The sequence below is a fragment of the Thalassolituus sp. LLYu03 genome (assembly GCF_050507655.1).
In the GTDB taxonomy this organism is placed as follows: domain Bacteria; phylum Pseudomonadota; class Gammaproteobacteria; order Pseudomonadales; family Oceanobacteraceae; genus Venatoribacter.
Genome location: NZ_CP191496.1, coordinates 2,002,706 through 2,020,450, shown reverse-complemented (window position 1 = coordinate 2,020,450; position 17,745 = coordinate 2,002,706). Strand labels below are relative to the sequence as shown.

The 17,745-nt window shown below is 57.7% G+C and carries 16 protein-coding genes; 10 read left to right on the top strand and 6 right to left on the bottom strand.

Annotated features, from left to right (window positions below):
* Window positions 1–488 precede the first annotated feature (488 nt).
* Window positions 489–1,157, bottom strand: a complete 669-nt coding sequence (locus ACQUQU_RS09215; protein ID WP_430462946.1) for a glutathione S-transferase — start codon at window positions 1,155–1,157, stop codon at window positions 489–491.
* 313 nt (window positions 1,158–1,470) lie between these two features.
* Window positions 1,471–3,789 (bottom strand): methyl-accepting chemotaxis protein, encoded by a 2,319-nt coding sequence (locus tag ACQUQU_RS09210; RefSeq protein WP_430462945.1) that lies wholly within the window; start codon window positions 3,787–3,789, stop codon window positions 1,471–1,473.
* A 121-nt stretch (window positions 3,790–3,910) separates the two neighbouring features.
* Here ACQUQU_RS09210 and ACQUQU_RS09205 point away from each other — a divergent pair, with 121 nt between their 5' ends.
* Window positions 3,911–4,147 carry a hypothetical protein gene (locus ACQUQU_RS09205; RefSeq protein WP_430462944.1) on the top strand — a complete coding sequence of 79 codons (237 nt, stop codon included), beginning with the start codon at window positions 3,911–3,913 and terminating at the stop codon, window positions 4,145–4,147.
* Window positions 4,148–4,219: 72 nt separating this feature from the next.
* Here the strand turns inward: ACQUQU_RS09205 and ACQUQU_RS09200 are convergent, their stop codons facing one another.
* The 3 genes from ACQUQU_RS09200 to arsC are packed head-to-tail and all read right to left on the bottom strand — an operon-like array spanning window position 4,220 to window position 5,582.
* A complete protein-coding gene (locus ACQUQU_RS09200; RefSeq protein WP_430462943.1) occupies window positions 4,220–4,618 on the bottom strand; it encodes a DUF2069 domain-containing protein in 399 nt (132 codons plus the stop codon).
* A complete protein-coding gene (gene wrbA, locus ACQUQU_RS09195; RefSeq protein WP_430462942.1) occupies window positions 4,615–5,232 on the bottom strand; it encodes an NAD(P)H:quinone oxidoreductase in 618 nt (205 codons plus the stop codon). The genes ACQUQU_RS09200 and wrbA overlap by 4 nt, the downstream gene beginning before the upstream one ends.
* Complete coding sequence (arsC, locus tag ACQUQU_RS09190) at window positions 5,229–5,582, bottom strand: arsenate reductase (glutaredoxin) (protein WP_430462941.1); 354 nt, start codon at window positions 5,580–5,582, stop codon at window positions 5,229–5,231. Before arsC ends, wrbA begins: the two co-directional genes overlap by 4 nt.
* A 59-nt stretch (window positions 5,583–5,641) precedes the next feature.
* Here arsC and ACQUQU_RS09185 point away from each other — a divergent pair, with 59 nt between their 5' ends.
* The 4 genes from ACQUQU_RS09185 to ACQUQU_RS09170 all read left to right on the top strand — a co-directional run bounded on the left by ACQUQU_RS09185 (window position 5,642) and on the right by ACQUQU_RS09170 (window position 10,147).
* Window positions 5,642–6,868, top strand: coding sequence for a YihY family inner membrane protein (locus ACQUQU_RS09185; protein ID WP_430462940.1), 1,227 nt, complete (start codon window positions 5,642–5,644; stop codon window positions 6,866–6,868).
* Window positions 6,869–7,070: 202 nt separating this feature from the next.
* A complete protein-coding gene (locus ACQUQU_RS09180; protein WP_430462939.1) occupies window positions 7,071–8,405 on the top strand; it encodes a DUF3422 family protein in 1,335 nt (444 codons plus the stop codon).
* Between the two features lie 235 nt (window positions 8,406–8,640).
* Window positions 8,641–9,318, top strand: coding sequence for a hypothetical protein (locus ACQUQU_RS09175; RefSeq protein WP_430462938.1), 678 nt, complete (start codon window positions 8,641–8,643; stop codon window positions 9,316–9,318).
* Entirely contained in the window at window positions 9,293–10,147 is an 855-nt protein-coding gene (locus ACQUQU_RS09170; protein WP_430462937.1) for a hypothetical protein, read from the top strand. The genes ACQUQU_RS09175 and ACQUQU_RS09170 overlap by 26 nt, the downstream gene beginning before the upstream one ends.
* Before the next feature lie 200 nt (window positions 10,148–10,347).
* Here ACQUQU_RS09170 and ACQUQU_RS09165 read toward each other — a convergent pair whose 3' ends face one another.
* Window positions 10,348–12,288 (bottom strand): DUF885 domain-containing protein, encoded by a 1,941-nt coding sequence (locus ACQUQU_RS09165; RefSeq protein WP_430462936.1) that lies wholly within the window; start codon window positions 12,286–12,288, stop codon window positions 10,348–10,350.
* Between the two features lie 153 nt (window positions 12,289–12,441).
* Between ACQUQU_RS09165 and ACQUQU_RS09160 the strand changes: the two genes are divergently transcribed.
* The 5 genes from ACQUQU_RS09160 to ACQUQU_RS09140 all read left to right on the top strand — a co-directional run bounded on the left by ACQUQU_RS09160 (window position 12,442) and on the right by ACQUQU_RS09140 (window position 17,723).
* A complete protein-coding gene (locus tag ACQUQU_RS09160; protein ID WP_430462935.1) occupies window positions 12,442–13,311 on the top strand; it encodes a DUF4892 domain-containing protein in 870 nt (289 codons plus the stop codon).
* Between the two features lie 2 nt (window positions 13,312–13,313).
* Window positions 13,314–14,234 (top strand): patatin-like phospholipase family protein, encoded by a 921-nt coding sequence (locus tag ACQUQU_RS09155; RefSeq protein WP_430462934.1) that lies wholly within the window; start codon window positions 13,314–13,316, stop codon window positions 14,232–14,234.
* 175 nt (window positions 14,235–14,409) lie between these two features.
* On the top strand, window positions 14,410–15,342 hold the full coding sequence (gene prmB / locus ACQUQU_RS09150; RefSeq protein ID WP_430462933.1) for a 50S ribosomal protein L3 N(5)-glutamine methyltransferase: 933 nt from the start codon (window positions 14,410–14,412) through the stop codon (window positions 15,340–15,342).
* Between the two features lie 40 nt (window positions 15,343–15,382).
* Window positions 15,383–16,477 (top strand): chorismate synthase, encoded by a 1,095-nt coding sequence (aroC, locus tag ACQUQU_RS09145; RefSeq protein ID WP_430462932.1) that lies wholly within the window; start codon window positions 15,383–15,385, stop codon window positions 16,475–16,477.
* 79 nt (window positions 16,478–16,556) lie between these two features.
* A complete protein-coding gene (locus ACQUQU_RS09140; RefSeq protein ID WP_430462931.1) occupies window positions 16,557–17,723 on the top strand; it encodes an MFS transporter in 1,167 nt (388 codons plus the stop codon).
* The last annotated feature ends 22 nt before the right edge of the window (window positions 17,724–17,745 follow it).

Here is a 17,745-nt window from a genome sequence, read left to right as displayed (position 1 = left end):
GTAACGGAGGGCAGACGCGCAGTATAGCGGCATCTGTCTGGCACTGTTACGGCACAGGGCCTGAGCTAAGAGGTAAGAGCGCCAACACTGTGTTGCAGGGTTGCAACAGGTTGTCATAGGCCTGCCGCTTTTATCGTGCTGTTTTCCGTTTCCATTCCCGAGCGCCGGAAACGGTTCGCCTTTTTTCTTGGGCACTTTTGCATGTGCGAAAATTTTGAATATGGCGGGAATAGCGGTTCGCCACTTTCTACACGCCACTCGCTACACGCCACTCGCTACACGCCACTCGCTACACGCCACTCGCTACACGCCGCTCGCTACACGCCGCTCGCTACACGCCACTGGCCACTCGCTACAGGTCAGTACGCCCGACGTAAGGACTCAGCCCCAAAAAGCTAAGCCTACAAAAAAGGCCTGAGCCGGCAACCTGTTTGCCGTTTCAGGCCTTTCATCAACTACGGACGCCCACCTTGAGCGGCTGGCAGTGCTCAGGCGTAGTCGTACGGACCGCCTTTCTGCAGTGCTGTCTGATACGCCGGAATGGCGTGAATCCGGGCAACAAAGGCGCTGATGGCCGGGAAATCCTGCGCGCGGATACCGCGGTTAAGTGCAGCTTCCAGCGGGAAAATCATCTGGAAATCGGCGCCTGTCATCTGCTCGCCGGCGAACCAGGTATTTTTTGCCAGATACGCTTCGATATAACGGATATTGGTATCCAGCGTCGGGCCGACGTAGCTTGTCATGACTTTATCGGCAATGCCTTTGGCGATGGGGCGGATAAAAAACGGCATTGGCGCGGTTTTGATTTTGTTAAACACCAGCGCCATCACCAGAAACGGCATCAGGCTGCCTTCGCTGTAATGCAGCCAGTACAGGTATTGCCAGTATTGCGGGCTGCCTTCCTGCGGCACAAAGCGGCCTTTGTCGTAGGTTTTCAGCAGGTATTCGATGATCAGGCCGGATTCGGCGATGGTGTTGTCGCCGTCGGTGATGACCGGCGATTTACCCAGCGGATGAATCTTCTTCAGGCTGTCGGGTGCCAGTGAGGTTTTGGCATCGCGCTGATAGTGCTCAATGCGGTACTCAACGCCCAGTTCTTCCAGCAACCAGATGATGCGCTGTGAGCGGGAGTTATTGAGGTGGTGGAGAGTAATCATCGGGGCTCCTGTTGTTGTCGTGGTGTCTGAGCGGATGCACAGAATGGCGGCACTGTTGGCGAAATGGCAGTGTCATTTGTGCCAGTGGCATGATCAGGCCAGAGATGCGGGCAGGGCTTGCTGTCTGCCCGCATGCTGGGTTCGTCAGACGCGGGTTTGGGGGCGAAAGCAAAGCCAGAAGCCGTTGAAAATACTGAAAAGGCCTGCAAGCGCAGGCAAGAAGACGCACCGGGAACGGCTTGCGAATCAAGCGGGCAAGTCGGTCAGCCGGTGGCTGGCGTGCGCCAGCCACCGGCATCCGCTGTATGCCGGGTTAATGAAAGGTGAATTTCTTCAGCTGCGACGAAATATCCGCTGCAATGTGGTTCAGCCGCTGACTGGCGCTGTGAATGTCGTCGCTGGTGGTCAGCACGCCTTCCGACAGGTCTTTCACCTTGTTGACGTTATGGTCGATCTCGGCGGTCACTTCGTTTTGCTGGCGGGCAGCCAGCGCAATCTGTTCGCTCATGTTGCCGAGTTCATCGGTCAGGCCCGAAATTTCTGCCATCAGGTCGGCGGCGGCGCGGACTTTTTCAAGACTCTGTTCGGTCGCCACCTGCGAGGCGTTGGTCGACTGGCGGACCTCATGCACGCATTGCTGCAGCGACTGAATTTTCACGCGGATATCTTCGGTGCTTTCGGCGGTGCGCTGCGCCAGGGTGCGTACTTCATCGGCCACTACGGCAAAGCCACGGCCCTGATCGCCGGCACGGGCCGCCTCGATGGCCGCGTTCAGCGCCAGCAGGTTGGTTTGCTCGGCAATGGTGCGGATCACATCCAGCACGGCGCCAATGCCCTGACTTTCACTTTCCAGTTGTCCCATGGTGCCCAGTACCGAGGTCATCTGCTCGGAAAGCTCGGTGATGCCCGCCTGCACTTCGCCGGAAACCTGATGGCTGGCCTGCACGCGGGTGCGGGTGTGGCGGATTTTTTCAGCGGCGCGTTCGGCGTGGCCGGACACTTCCTGCACCGACACGCTCACTTCCGTGGTGGCGGTGGCCGCCGAATTCATTTCTTCGGTCTGCCGCGAAATTTGCTGGCGGGTGTTGTTGGTGGTGCTGTCGAGCACGGTGGCGCTGGTGCGCAATTCCGAGACGGTTTTTTCGACGTCGGCGAAAAAGACCTGCAATTCGCTGAATAATTGATTCAGGGTGCGGCCGAGTTCGGAAAATTCGGTGTTGCCGTGGGCGTCAAAATTGGCGGTTAATTCATGATTTTCCGCCTGGGTGCGGATTTTGCGGATAAAGTCGTCCAGTGGTTGCGTCAGGCGCAGACTCATCCAGTAACCAATCGCAAGAAACGCCGCGCCCAGCACCAGGCCGATCACGATGGCCGAGCGTGCCATGCTCATGCCCAGTTTTTCGACCCCGGCCAGCGCTTCCTGAGTGCTGATTTTACTGACCAGCCCCCAGCGGGTGCCGAGAAAATCGACATAGGTGTAGGCGCTGATGACGTCATGGCCAAGGTAGTCTTTGGTGGTCATGGTGCCTTCTTCGCCTTTCAGTGCGCGGGTCATGGCCGGACTCTGATCGCGCACATGGCCGATGGCCGACTGGCTGACGCGGGTTTCGTCGAGCATGGCCTGACTGATGCCGGTGGCGGCGAGTTCGTTGAGGAAGGTGTCGGGTGCTTCCAGCAACAGCCGGCTTTGGCTGCGCAGGGTGAGGTCGCTGCCGGCAACGTAGGATTCCCCTGTGGCGCCGTAGCCGGCTTCTTTCCATTGGCCGCTGTTGGTCATGATGTGGCTGATTTCATCGACCGGCATCTGAAATATCAGCACGCCAACCAGCGAAAATCCGGTGTAAATCGGCGCGGCAATAAAGGCGGCTGCGTCGTTGTAAGACGGCACGTACGGCTCAAAATCGACGAACACGGCTTCGCCCTTGGGCAGGTCGAGGGCGGTGTGATACGCACGGGCCAGACCGGAATCTTTGTAGGGGCCGGTGTTCAGTGAGGTGGCGAAATCCAGCTCTTTGAACACGGTGTAAATCACATGGCCGTTATCGGGTTCCACGATGAAAATATCGTAATAGCCGAATTGCTGCTGGTAGTCGCTCAGGTAGGGATGCAGGGTCTGGTGCAGCTCGTCGTATTCGGTGCCGTTGTAGGTGGTGAACAGTTTGTTTTTTTCACCCAACGGGCTTGGGTTCGAGGCGATGTAGTCGGCCTGCAGGAAGCGCGCGTTGTCGCTCAGCTGGTTGTAGATGGCGTCGGGGGCTGATGACTGGCCGGCGTTCTTTTCCTGAAAATGGCCGTCGAATTCTTTCTGGTAGTAGGCCTTGAGGCTGGCTTCATCGAGTTTGCGGCCGACCTGCAGCGGGTAGTCGAAAAAGGCGCTGCGCAATAAGGGAGATACTTCCTGAATAGCCGGGCTGGACGCGAGACTGATGACCTGTTTCTGAATGAAAGTCAGGTAGTTCTCCAGATTGTTCTTACTCAGATTACGCCGGCTGAGCAGGCTCTGGGTGACCTGTTCCTGAGCGCTTTCTTCGGCAATGCCACTGACCGACTGGTTCACCCCCAGCGTGGTCAGCGCAATGGCAGCCACGGATATCAGGGTCACGCCCAGAATGATCTGGTGTTTGATCTTCATAAAAACAGTCCAATTCATGCTCGCTAATGACTACAATGCTAGCCCATGCACTGGTCTTTACCGGCCCGAGCCGGCCAGTGTTCAGATGATTTTCTTCTAAGGCATTAAGCTGAGATTGATTATGGAACGCGTTGAACGTGATTTTTACGCCCGGGAACCGGAAGATCAGGAAGCTTTCCTGACTCAGACCTGGTGCAACAACTGTATGGAAGCCGATCTGGGTATGAAAGAACCGGTGGAATACGAGCTGAACGGCGTGGTGTTTGTCGAAGGCAAATGCAGCAAGTGCGGTGAAGCCGTGGTGACTGAGATCGCCGACGACACCACCGACGGCGACTGGGGTGACGAAGACGAGTAATCGTCCGCCCGCGCAACAAAAAAGGCAGCCAATGGCTGCCTTTTCTTTTTCAGACGCTCGTTACCCCGGAAATCAGGCTTCTTCAGCTTGCTTCATGTCGGCCTGTTTCAGATCGGCCTTACGCCAGCGGGTGTAGAGCATGCTGCTGAGGAACATCACCAGCGTCGAGATGGTCATGGCCCAGCCCCAGCCGGAAGCGCCCGGGGTAAAGGCCAGCAGGACCGCCAGCACAAAATAAAGCATGGTCATGTACGACAACCACGCCGAAGTACTGTGTTTGCGCTGAATCAGACCCGGCACAAACAGCAGCAGCGGCAGAATTTTAAACAGCCAGATGCCGGCGCCGGACAGCAGGTACAGCCACAGGGGCATATCCGGGCTTGGCGCGGCGGCGTAGGTCGACAACAGCAGAATCAGCAGGGTGATCAGGTAGCTGGAAACCATGCACAGGTAGGCATAGCGGGTTTTCATGAGGTGACTCCGTCGAGTTGGGTCAGTGCCTTGCCCAGACGCGCGATGCGCTCGCCCTGAGCCTGACACAGGCTGATTTCGGCATCCGACAGCGGATGCTGGTTGTCGTTGCCGCTCCAGTGGCTGGCGCCGTAGGGCGTACCGCCACCACGGGTCTGCAGCAGACCGGCTTCATTGTAAGGGATGCCGGCGAACACCATGCCGTGGTGCAGCAGTGGCAGCGCCATGCTGAGCAGGGTGGATTCCTGACCACCATGCAGTGACGAACTGGAGGTAAACACACCGGCCGGTTTATTGATCAGGGCGCCGGTCAGCCACAGCGGGCTGGTGCCGTCGAGGAAATACTTGAGCGGGGCGGCCATGTTGCCGAAGCGTACCGGGCTGCCCAGCACCAGACCGGCGCAGTGCTTCAGATCGTCGGCGGAACAGTACACCGCGCCAGCGTCCGGCACCGGCGGCAACGACGCATCGGTATCGGCTGATACCGGCGGTACCGTGCGCAGACGCGCTTCCATGCCGCTCACTTTTTCGACGCCACGGGCGATATAACGCGCCATGGCTTCGGTTTTACCGTGGCGGCTGTAATAGAGCACCAGAACGTAGGGCTGGCTCACTTCAGGATCTCCAGCACCAGCTCCGGCGGGCGACCAATGCGCGCCTGATGGCCGTTCACCACGATTGGACGTTCGATCAGTTTCGGATGGGCAATCATGGCGTTGATGATGTCGTCATCAGACAGTGCCATGTTGTCCAGACCGCAGGTTTTGTATTCCTCTTCTTTGCTGCGCAGCAGGGCGCGCGCCGGGATGCCCAGCTTCTTCAGCAGGCTCTTCAGCTCGTCGGCGTCCGGGGTGTCTTTCAGGTATTCAATCACGTCAGGGGTGATGCCCTGTTCCTGCAGCAGGGCCAGTGTTTCCCGCGATTTGGAGCAGCGTGGATTGTGGTAGATCTGAATTTCGCTCATGCTTGCGCTCAACCTTGGCAAAAATTTCCGCCATTGTAACAAATGAGCGACGGCATCGAATGAATTTCAGGACGACATCCACGAAACGCCCCTCCACCTGGCCCGGCCTGCGCACCACAGGGCGCATCATCTGGCACACGCTGCGCCGCTTTAAAAACGAAGAACGCCAGCGCGACGCGGCGGCCATGACCTACACCACGCTGTTTGCGCTGGTGCCTGTTATTACCGTGACCTACGCCATTTTAAGTGCCATTCCGTCACTGCAGCACTGGGGCGGTGAGGTGCACAATGAAATGCTCGCCTACCTGATGCCGGAAGGCAGCGATACGGTGTCGGAATATCTGGTGCAGTTCAGCCAGCAGGCGCGCAAGCTGACCTGGGTGGGTGTGCTGTTTCTGTTTATTACCGCCTTTATGCTGCTGCGCAGCATTGAAATGCAGTTCAATAAAATCTGGAACGTCGAAAAACCACGCTCCGGTCTGCAAACCTTTTTACGCTATTGGGCCGTGCTCAGTCTGGGGCCGCTATTATTCGGCGCTACGCTGGCGGTCAGCTCACTGATTGCCTCGCTGTCGTTGTGGAGTAATTTTGCCAGTGTGCCGCTGCCGGTGCGGGTGGTGCCCTGGTTGCTCAGTACCGGCGCACTGACGGCCATTTATATTCTGGTGCCGAATTGCCGGGTGCCGTGGCGGCATGCGCTGGTGGCCGGATTTTTTGTCGCCACGGTATTTGAACTGGGTAAATTTGCCTTTGCCCGTCTGGTCGGGCTGTTTCCGTCGTATCAGCTGATTTACGGGGCCTTTGCCGCGGTGCCGTTATTTCTGCTGTGGTTGCATCTGGCCTGGCTGCTGGTGCTGCTCGGCGCTGAACTGAGTTTCAGCCTCAGTCACAGCAAAGCGCGGCTGAAGAAGTCACCACTGCTGTGGGCGCGTCTGCGGGTGATCAGTGCATTGTGGGCACGTCAGCAGCAGGGGCTGGCCACCGACGAAGAAGAACTGGCCGCGGCAATCGCCGACATCGCCGCCGAAGACATTAACGTTCAGTTGTCCATCTGCCAGCGCAATGGCTGGGTAACGCTGTCGCAGGAAGGTAACTGGGTGTGGCTGAAAGACCCGAAAGCCCTGACCATGGGCAGTTTGATCGCCGATATGAGCCTTAAAGATCTGACGCAGGCATTGCCGGAGGCCGCCGCCGGTGCGGGATTAAAACAATGCCTGCAGAACTGGCAGAGCAACTGGTCATCGGCTCTGGATACGCCGCTGTCGGCCATGCTGACGGCAGACTGATGCCGACTGGCTTCGCGCGGCGAGATTGTTAGCAGCGCGGGACTGAGGCAGCGCCTGACTCAGGTCATCCCGGTCAGCGTTTCCTTGCGGAAAACAGCGTATCAACGGCGTCAGGGTCGCACTTGTCATAACGCTTGGTTACACTGCGCCGCTTTCAGATCAACGGTCTGCCACGGCAGACAGTCATGGAGTGAGGCGGCTTATGAAAGAAGCATTACAGGATGTGGCGCCGGACATTGCGGCACCGTCGGTGTCGTTGCGGGTGCATCCGTGGCGTTCTGCCCTGTACGAAGAGCTGCACAACCGGCCTTCGCCCATCATTGATGGCAACTGTCAGGTCTGCCATTTCACCGTTTTGCTGAATGGCAACCGCGACGCCATGCACGCGCATATTGTCGATTTATGCCGCCGATTCAGCGTACCGGCGCCGGCGCCTGAGTCGTCCTGTCTGTATCAGGATTTCGGCGGCTTCGAATTGCGTTGGGAACGTCACACCGAATTTGCCAATTTCACCTTTATTTTTCACGAAGCCGAACCGTTTTCGCCGGAAGCCCTGAGCTTTGTGCCGCGCGACTGGCTGGCGGCCATGCCGGGCGAACTAGTGGTGGCGGTGAATATGGCCGTGCTCGATCACACACCGGACGAAAAACTGCTGTACCGCTGGTTCGAAGGCCAGCGAATTTCCGGTGCGTATGTGGCCGATGAAAAAGCCCAGGTGTGGACTGCCTTTAAATTACACAGCGACGGATTTGGCCGCATCGTAACCTGTCACAGCGGCCTTACTGCGTATCAGGCCGGGCGTCTGGTGCAGCGCTTATTTGAGCTGGAAACCTACCGTTTGATGTCGCTGCTGGCCTTGCCGATTGCCCGTCAGATGGGTGGAGAGCTGAGCCGTATTGAAGAAAATCTGGCGACATTAAACCAGAGCATTTCCGACATCGATTCCGGCAAAGACGAACGCGTACTGTTAAGTGAATTATCGCAGCTGGCCGCCGAAGTGGAGCGCAACCGTTCCGATACCAACTTCCGCTTTTCGGCGGCGGTTGCCTATCACGATCTGGTGCGCGACCGTCTGCGTCAGCTGAAAGAAAGCCCGATGGAAGGCATGCAGAGTCTGCGCGAATTTCTTGAGCGCCGTCTGACGCCGGGGATCAAAACCTGTAATTCCGTGCGCGACCGTCTTGAAGATTTATCGCGCCGCATTAACCGCACCACCAGTCTGCTGCGCACCCGGGTCGATCTGTCGATTCAGGAACAGAACCAGCATTTGCTGTCGTCCATGAACCGCCGCAGCCGGCTGCAGTTGCGCCTGCAGCAAACGGTAGAAGGCCTGTCGGTGGTGGCCATTGGTTACTATGTTCTGGCGCTGCTGGAAATTGCCTTTAATGGCCTGAAGGCCGGCGGTCTGACGCTGAACAGTGAACTGGCCAAGGGCATTGCACTGCCACTGGTGCTGGGGGCCGTGTACTGGGGTGTGCACAGCGTGCGCCAGCACATTACCCGCAGCTCTGACGAGGGCGGCCAGAAGCCGGACTGACCTCTGCGCAGCGCCTGCCTTGGGACTTAAAAAAGCGGCTCACCTGTGGTGGGCCGCTTTTTTTATGGCTGCTTTCTGTAAAGCCGGCGCTGATTCGGGTTTCGGGCGGCAATAAACTGACGTTCACCGGCAAGGTCCGGCCGCTATTTTGCCTATGGCATTGATTCTGTTGGGGATTCTTGTGCTGGCTTGGTAATTGCTGTTACTCAGGCAGTTATCAGCACCGGAGTTTGCCGTGGACATTAACAACTCTTCTTCCGGCTATCAGAACCTGCTCAATCTGCTGGCGCAACAGAGCAGTCAGTCATCGGTGTCGGCCGATGCGCTGAACGAAGCCGCCCAGTCGGCATCGCCACTGACGCGCACCGTCAGTGTGGGTGAAAGTGACAAAGTGTCGGTGTCACTGCGCGCCGAACGACTCAATCAGATCAGCAAAGAATATTTCTCGGGCGCCATCAGCTCTGACCAGATTCCGGCCCTGACCCAGCGTCTGTACGAAGACGGCTTTCTGTCGTCGTCGGAATTCCGCACGCTCGGCGGCCAGACCCAGTCGGTTTCGTCCATCACCGAAGCCTCGAATTTTCTCAATACCTTTATTCTCGACGAATCCGTGGACGGCGACAGCGAAGCCGCCAAAGCACTGGTGAACGTGGTGAATGTGATCGCCAATATGGATTCCGCCGTCACCAGTGCCAGTCGCCGGCAGGAAAGCGAGGCTTATGACTTCGTTGCCAACTACACTGAATTACTCAAAGAAGCGGATGCGCCGGCCGATATTGTTGACGGCTTTGAAAATGTGCTCGATGTGCTGACCGCACTCGACACTGTGCGTAAAAACGAACAGTCCACAGGCGCACTGGCGAGCTACGCCAGTGTTCAGGAAGCGTATGATGATTTGTTTAAAGAAGTCTGATCTGCGAAACGCTGTGGCGTGCGCGCTGTTAATGGCCACGCAGGCGGCGTTTGCCAATGGCCTGTCGTGGAGTAAAGAAGGGCCGGGCTCACCGGATTCCGGCAGCGGCACGGATTTTTCGCGCTCGCAGATTGATCTGACCCTGCCGCTTGAACGGCGTGAAAACCGCTATGAATCGGTGCGCACCGATGCGCATCTCGATATTTCCGAATTCCGCTGGAGCGGCACCACGGCGCTGCAGAGTGAGTATTACTGGCTGTCGATGCCGATTGAATACCGCCAGAAACGTGGCCGTTCGGCGGAATTTACCATTCGAGCGGAGCCGGGCTTTATGACCGACCTAAACGTGCTCGATGGCGACAGTCTGGCAATGAATGCCGACCTGATCGGTCGTGTGTATCAGCGTTCGGGCACCTTCTGGCAGTTTGGTTTAACCGTGAACCGTGAGTTTGGCGACTACAGTCCGCGCCCTGTGCTGGGTATGGCCACCAAGCTGACACCGGATACGGAAATGCTGCTGGGTTTTCCGCGTACGCGCATTGTCTCACGCTGGTCCGATGATCTGGCGTCGTTCCTGTATTTACGCCCGGCCGGTGGTGTCTGGCAGGAAGAAATTACCGGCCTGACCGGCACCTACCGGGCGTCCTATACCAACTGGAAACTGGGTGTGGGCGGCGAATTTCATTGGCGTGGGCCGTTGTGGATCAGCGGTGAACTGGGTCAGATGCGTCATCGCCGTGTGCGCGCCACCGACGATACCGGTACCGAAGTGGTGGCCTCGCCGGGGGATGATGCGTTCTGGCAGGTGGGTATTGATCTGCGCTACTGAGTCCGGGCGCGGGGCTTTGACTGCTAGGTCTTCAATCTCAGCCGCCTTAGCCGACCGAACCGCAACAGACCGAACCGCAACAGACCGAACCGCAGCAGCCAGAACCGAAACAGACAGAACTGAAACAGACAGAACTGAAACAGAAAGGGCCTTTTACAAGGCCCTTTTTCATGCAATTAAACACGCTTTCATTGGGAGTTTTACGGAACGGCGGGCGTGGCTTGCGGCGCCGGGTTTTTCACTGGTTCAGCCGGCGCTTGGTCGGGTACGATTTCTGCGGCGGCCTGGCGGCGCTGAATTTTGGCCCAGCTCACCATCCATTCCTGCAGCACATCCAGCGGAATGGCTCCCTGACTCAGAAGAGCAGAATGGAAGGCGGCCAGATCAAAGCGGCTGCCTAAAATGTCCTGCACCTGCTGGCGGATGCTGTCGATTTTCAGCTGCCCCATTTTGTACGCCACCGCCTGACCGGGCATCACCAGATAACGGCTGATGGCCTGTTCACTGTCTTCTTTCGAAAAGGGTGTGTTGTCGAGACGATATTGCACCGCCTGTTCGCGGCTCCAGCCTTTGGCGTTGAGACCTGTGTCCAGCACCAGACGCACGGCGCGCCACAATTCCATCACCAGCTGACCGTATTCTTCTTCCGTCGACTGATATGCGCCCATTTCGGCGGCGAATTTTTCTGCGTACAGCGCCCAGCCTTCACTGAAGGCGCTGTTGTCGAGAATGCGGCGGAATTCAGGCAGGGCTTCATTTTCCTGCGCCAGTGCAATCTGCAGGTGATGACCCGGAATCGCTTCATGGAACGCCAGCGCCGCTAAGCGGTAGCGTGGCAGGTCGTTCATGCGTAGCGGGTTGATGTAGTAAATACCGGGGCGGGCTCCGTCCAGCGAGGGCGCTTCGTAAAAGGCCACCGGCGAGGCCGGAGCGCGGTAATCTTCTGTCAGCCGCACCGCCAGCGGGGTGGTGGGCAGGCGGGTGAAGTAATAAGGCAGACGGGAGGCAATGTCGCGGATACGCGCTTTCTGGAAGCCGATGAATTCATCGCGCCCCTGTTCGGTATTGGCAAAGCGGGTGGCACGGGCTTCCGCCCACATCATCATATCGCGCAGCGGCGCGTCGGCCGGGCCGTCATAGCCGAGCGCCGGCATCATGGCGCGGATACGGCTCTGAATGCGGCTGACTTCGGCCAGTCCCAGCTGGTGCAGATAGTCGGCGTCCAGCTGGCTGTTGCTGTAGTGGGCGAGCAGCAGCTGGTAGTAGCGCAGACCGTCCGGCAGCGTGCTGGCGGCACCGTTGGCTGGGGCTTTGGCTTTTAATTCCTGCACCACCGCCAGCAGGTTGTCATAGGCGGGTTTTACGCTCTGCAGCATGGCATTGCGGGCTTTGCGCTCCAGCAGTTTGTGGGTCGACGGGTACAGATTCAGGGCATCAAGTTTGGCGCTGAAATCCGCCCATAGCGGCGAGTCGCCTTGCCCCTGAGTAAAAGGTTCGCCACTGACGATGGCGCGGATGCTGGATTCGGCACTGGCGTAGACGAACGCCGGCGGCACGATGCCGCTGTCGGCGGCACTGCGCATATTTTCCTGCCAGCGCTTGAACAGGGCCGGGATCGCCTGCAGGCGGCTGATGTAATCCTGTGCATCCGGAATGCTGTGCACCGGATGGTGATTGGTGAGTATGGCCACCACTTCGGTGTGCCACCCGCCCAGCTGGCTGAAGGCGTATTCGTGATGGCTGAACGGCACCATCAACAGACGGAACTCCAGTGCCTCCAGCAGGGTCCTGTAACTGGCACGTTCGTCGGCACTCAGGGCATCTTCGCGGATATCCGACAGTTCGTTGCGCAGGCTTTGCCAGAAGGCGATGCGCTGGTCATCGGCGTCGGTGGAAATATCGTCCCACTCGAACTGACCGCTGTAGCCGAGACGGCTGCGCAGCACTGGGCTCTGATCCAGTTCGAACTGATAAAAACGCTGAAAAATATCGTCGACCGCACTTTGCGCCGCCTGTTGTTCGCTGAGGGTTGGCGCCGGAACGGATGCTTCCTGTGGCAGGGTGTTGACCGTGGTACAGGCCGGCAGACAGGAAAACCCGAGCAGGGTGGTCAGGGCAAACGACAGACGGAATGAAGACAAAAGCGGAATACCTGATTGAGAAATAAACGGCCGGAGTGTACCAGCCCCGGCGGTTGTTCTTAAAGGCTGGTCTCGGGGTGTTCGCAACGACGGGTCGCTTGCGGCGCTGTGGACTCTTGTTAACAATAGGTGCAGCAGATGAAGGAGTTTTTTATGCGTTGGCAGACCCTGCTGATGACTGTATGCCTGACCCTGGCCCTGCCGGTGAAAGCGCTGGACGCTTACCCGCAGGCCAATCTGATCGACAGTAAACGCATGACGCTGCCCGCCTACCGGCTGGTGCTGTCGGCGTTAAAACGCAATCAGGCCGTCACCTATGGCGGTCAGGAACTGCGTCTGAAAGCAGACGTTGAGCGCAAGGTCTGGAGCCTGCCGGAGCAGGTGCCCTTTGATGAGCTGGTGTCGTTTTACAGCACGCAGTTTGCTGGTGCGGACGTGCTTTACGAATGCCGCGGGCTGGATTGTGGCAGCAGTAATTTCTGGGCCAACGATATTTTCGCCAACGCCCGGCTGGTGGGGCGCGAACAAAATCAGTTTTATCAGGTCGCCCGTACCGCCGCCGACAAGCAAGGGGTTACCACCTTGTATGTGCTGTATCTGGTGCAGCGCGGCTCACGCCAGCTGATGGTGAATCTGGATGTGGTGACCACCCGCGACAAAGTGACGGTCGACGGCCAGGTGCGTGATCAGATCCGTCAGGCAATGGCGTCCTCCGCCGGCTGGCTGCCGGGCTTTGTCACCCAGAACGGACGTCTCGATGAAACGGCCAGTCAGGATTTACTGACGGAACTGAAAAGCCTGACGCCGGCTCTTAAGCGACGTCTGTATCTGGTGGTGCAGTGTTACGACGCCAGTCACATGAGCGACAATCTGCAGTGCTCTGAGCGGCTGGCGCAGCAACTGCGGATGGCGACGTTTGACGGCGAATATGAATTGAACGTAACCGGACAGGGCGCATTAACTCAGGCAGCGGATGACAGCCTGATGCCCGCGCTGCGGTTTGTGTTCTGGCCAGGGAGATAAATGTGAGTAAAACCGTTGCTTTGGCATTGGGCAGTGGCGGCGCCCGGGGTTACGCCCACATCGGCGTTATTGATGCGCTGACTGCGCGCGGCTACAACATTGTGATGGTGTCCGGCTGCTCGATGGGGGCCATTGTCGGTGGTTTTTATTGCTCCGGCAGGCTGGAAGAATTCCGCGACTGGATTACCCGTCTTAAATATCTGGATGTCCTGAAGCTGGTGGATGTGTCGCTGTTATCCAGTGGTGTCATTAAAGGCGACCGTCTGTACAACCGTATTTCTGAAATGCTCAACGGGCAGCTGATTGAAGATCTGGCCGTCCCTTTTACCGCCGTGGCCACCGACATCATTGGCAAAAAAGAAGTCTGGTTTCAGCGCGGGCCATTGCAGCATGCGGTGAGGGCATCGGCGGCGATTCCGAGCCTGTTTACGCCGGTGGCTGACAACGGTCGTTTACTGGTCGATGGCGCCGTGCTGAACCCGCTGCCGATCACGCCCTGCGTGTCGGCCCACGCAGATATCATTATTGCCGTCGACCTCAATGCCGACGTACCGCTGCCGGAGGATTTTCATCCGGACGCGGCCGTCAAAGAGTCGGATAAAAAAGCCTGGTTTAATGGCATTGTCGATAAAGCCGGGCAGTGGCTGGAAAATAAAACCAGCGCGCGTAAAGACGTTGACGAAAACCTCGGCAAGCTGGAAATGCTGAATGAGGTGTTCGAAGTCATGTCGGCCTCGCTGACCCGCTACAAAATTGCCGGCTATCCGCCCGACCTGCTGATCAAACTACCGTCCGATGCCTGTGAAATGTACGAGTTTTACCGGGCCGATGAGATTATCCGTCTGGGGCGCGAGGTTGCTGATATGGCACTCGACGCTTACGAAGCCGGGCATTCCAGCCTGTACGGCGAACGGATGGGCTGAGCGCCTTATCCGATTACCCGTTATCCTCCTCTGATCAGTGCATCCGCTCGCTGAAACGTGCGCCCCACGCGGCGCTGCAAGCCTTTGCCGGGGCCGCCTGCCGGCCCCAAAGTGGATGCCGTAAGCGGCCGAATTGGGTAAACTAGCGCGCTTTTCAACCACAGCCGGACCCACCATGACCGATCTGCACCAGCAGTGCGCCGAAGCCGTCGAACAACTCAGCACCCTTGGCGATATGATCCGCTGGTCGGTGAGCCGTATGAACGAGGCGGACATCTATTTCGGCCATGGCACCGACAATCCGTGGGATGAGGCTCTGCTGCTGGTGACCCATGCATTGAATCTGCCGTGGAACATTGCCTCTGAGTGGCACAGCGCGCGTCTGACTCAGTCTGAGCGCGAAGCTGTGGTGAATCTGGTGGGTGAACGCATCGACCAGCGCGTACCGGCGCCGTACCTGACCGGCGTGGCCTGGTTCTGCGATCTGCCGTTTGTGGTGGATGAGCGCGTGCTGATTCCGCGTTCGCCGATCGGCCAGATGATTGAACTCGGATTTGCCCCCTGGTGGCAGGGCGCCCTGGAACAGAATGTACCGGCACCACAGCGTATTCTCGACCTGTGCACCGGCAGCGGCTGTATTGGTATCGCCTGTGCGGTGAAATTTCCGCAGGCCGAGGTCGAGTTGCTGGACATCTCATTTGATGCCCTGAGCGTGGCCGACGAAAACATCCGTCGTCATGGTCTGGAAGACCGCGTGATGGCGCTGCAGTCCGACCTGTTTGGCAGTGCCAGCGGCAAATACGACCTGATTGTGTCCAATCCGCCGTACGTCGATGCCGACGATATGAACACACTGCCCGAGGAATACCACCACGAGCCCGAGCTGGCGCTGGCCGCCGGCGACGATGGTCTGGATCTGGTGCGCATCATGCTGAAGCAGGCGCGTGAATTTCTGACCGACGATGGTCTGCTGGTGGTGGAAGTGGGCAACAGCTGGCCGGCATTGGTAGAGGCGTACCCTGAGCTGCCGTTTGTGTGGCCGGAATTCAAACGCGGTGGCCACGGTGTGTTCGTGCTGCAGGCGCGTGACTTGGATTTACTGAATTAATTGACGGCCGCCAGATCGGCCCTGAAATAAGAGACTGACTATGTCCGGAAATACCTTTGGCAAAAGTTTCACCGTAACCACAGCCGGTGAAAGTCATGGCCTGGCACTGGTGGCTGTCGTTGACGGCTGTCCACCGGGTATTGAACTGAGCGAAGCTGATCTGCAGATCGACCTCGACCGTCGCAAACCGGGTACTTCCCGCTACACGACTCAGCGTCGTGAAGACGATGTGGTGAAAATTCTGTCCGGCGTGTTCGAAGGCAAAACCACCGGCACGCCGATCGGTCTGCTGATTGAGAACACCGACCAGCGCTCCAAAGATTACGCCGACATTGCCAAGACCTTCCGTCCGGCGCACGCGGATTACGCCTACACCCAGAAATACGGTTTCCGCGATTATCGTGGCGGCGGTCGTTCCTCTGCCCGTGAAACCGCCATGCGCGTAGCTGCCGGTGCTATTGCCAAGAAAGTTCTGGCGGCCAAAGGCATTCAGGTGCGCGGTTATTTAAGCCAGCTGGGCCCGATCAAGATTGAACAGTTCGACTGGGCGCAGGTGGAACAGAATCCGTTCTTCTGCCCGGATGCCGGCAAAGTCGAAGCCATGGAAACCTACATGAACGCGCTGCGTAAAGAAGGTAACTCCGTGGGCGCGAAGATCTCTGTGGTGGCCACCGGTCTGATGCCGGGTCTGGGAGAGCCGATTTTCGACCGTCTGGATGCTGAACTGGCGCACGCACTGATGAGCATCAACGCGGTGAAAGGCGTTGAGATTGGTGACGGTTTTGCCTGTGTCGAGCAGAAAGGCACCGAACACCGCGATGAGATGACGCCAGAAGGCTTCTTAAGCAATCACGCCGGCGGCATTCTGGGTGGTATCTCCACCGGTCAGGACATCATCGCCCACATTGCACTGAAGCCGACCTCCAGCCTGATTATTCCGGGCCGCTCCATCGACTCCGATGGCAACCCGATTGAAGTGATCACCAAAGGCCGTCACGACCCGTGTGTGGGCATCCGCGCCACGCCAATTGCCGAAGCCATGATGGCCATCGTGCTCTGTGACCACCTGCTGCGTCACAGGGGGCAGAACGCCGACGTGCACTGTGCCACGCCGGTGATTGCACCGCAGGCTTAAGAAAGCATTGATGCCACCGCCGCCCGGTGGCATTTTTTTATCCCGTATCTTGGTTTTACTCAGACGGCAGAGGTTTCTGGTGTCAGCGGTTCCTTCGCGCAATTTAGCGTCTTTCTATTTTCTTTACTTCGGCGTCTTAGGCTGTGTGTCTCCCTACTGGGCGCTGTACCTGCAGGGGCGTGGCTTCAGTCCGCAGGAAATTGGCAGCCTGATTGGTGCTTTTGGCCTGATGCGCATAGTGGCGCCGAATGTGTGGGCTGCACTGGGTCATTCGTTTCCGTCCCCGCTGTACATGGTGCGTCTGGCCGGTGCTCTGACCATTGGCTGTTTTGCCTGTATCTGGCTGGCCGACACGTTGCAGCAGGTCATGCTGGTGATGCTCAGCTACGGCTTTTTCTGGGCCGCGATGTTGCCGCAATACGAGGCCATCACCATGCAGTCGTTCGACAATAAAGTGGAAGACTACAGCCGCATTCGTATGTGGGGGTCGGTGGGCTTTATTGCACTGGTGATGGCAGCAGGTGTTCTGTTCGATGTGGCCTCTGTGTTGTGGTTGCCGTTGCTGATTATTTTGTTGATGGTCGCCATCGTCATTAACAGCTTTATTTTACGCAGCCATGCGGTGCACAAAAAAACGGTGGATGGGCAGGGGGGCTTTTTAAAAGCGGCGCTGACCTGGCCGGTTATATCATTTTTATTAATGGGCATTTTACTGCAGATCAGCCATGGGCCTTTTTACACTTTTTTTAGTATTTATCTCGAAGAACATGGATACCCGAGTACGCAGATCGGATTATTGTGGGCGGTCGGGGTAATTGCCGAAGTGATTTTATTCTGGCAATTTCGCCACATGATTACGCTGTTCAGCTGGCGTGGATGGTGTATGGTGAGTCTGGCATTAACAGGACTGCGTTGGCTGGTTGTCGCATTTTTGCCAGAGCAGCCATTGGCCATGATCGTGGCTCAGACTATGCATGCGTTCAGCTTCGGTGCCATGCACATTATTGCCATGCGCTACGTGCAGTTGTTTTTCCCGGGGCGTTTACAGGGGCAGGGGCAAGCGTTGTACTCCAGTATCGGTTTTGGTCTGGGTGGCGCAGCCGGTGCCTGGTTAAGCGGTCAGTTGTGGGAGAGTGCAGGTAGTACGATGGTCTTTATTCTGGCGGCGCTGGCGGCGGTGGCCGGTATGGCGGTTGTTGCGGTGGGATTAAAATCCGCAACAGACTGTCCGCAATATGGCAGATAATGCTAAAGACATAATTGATTAG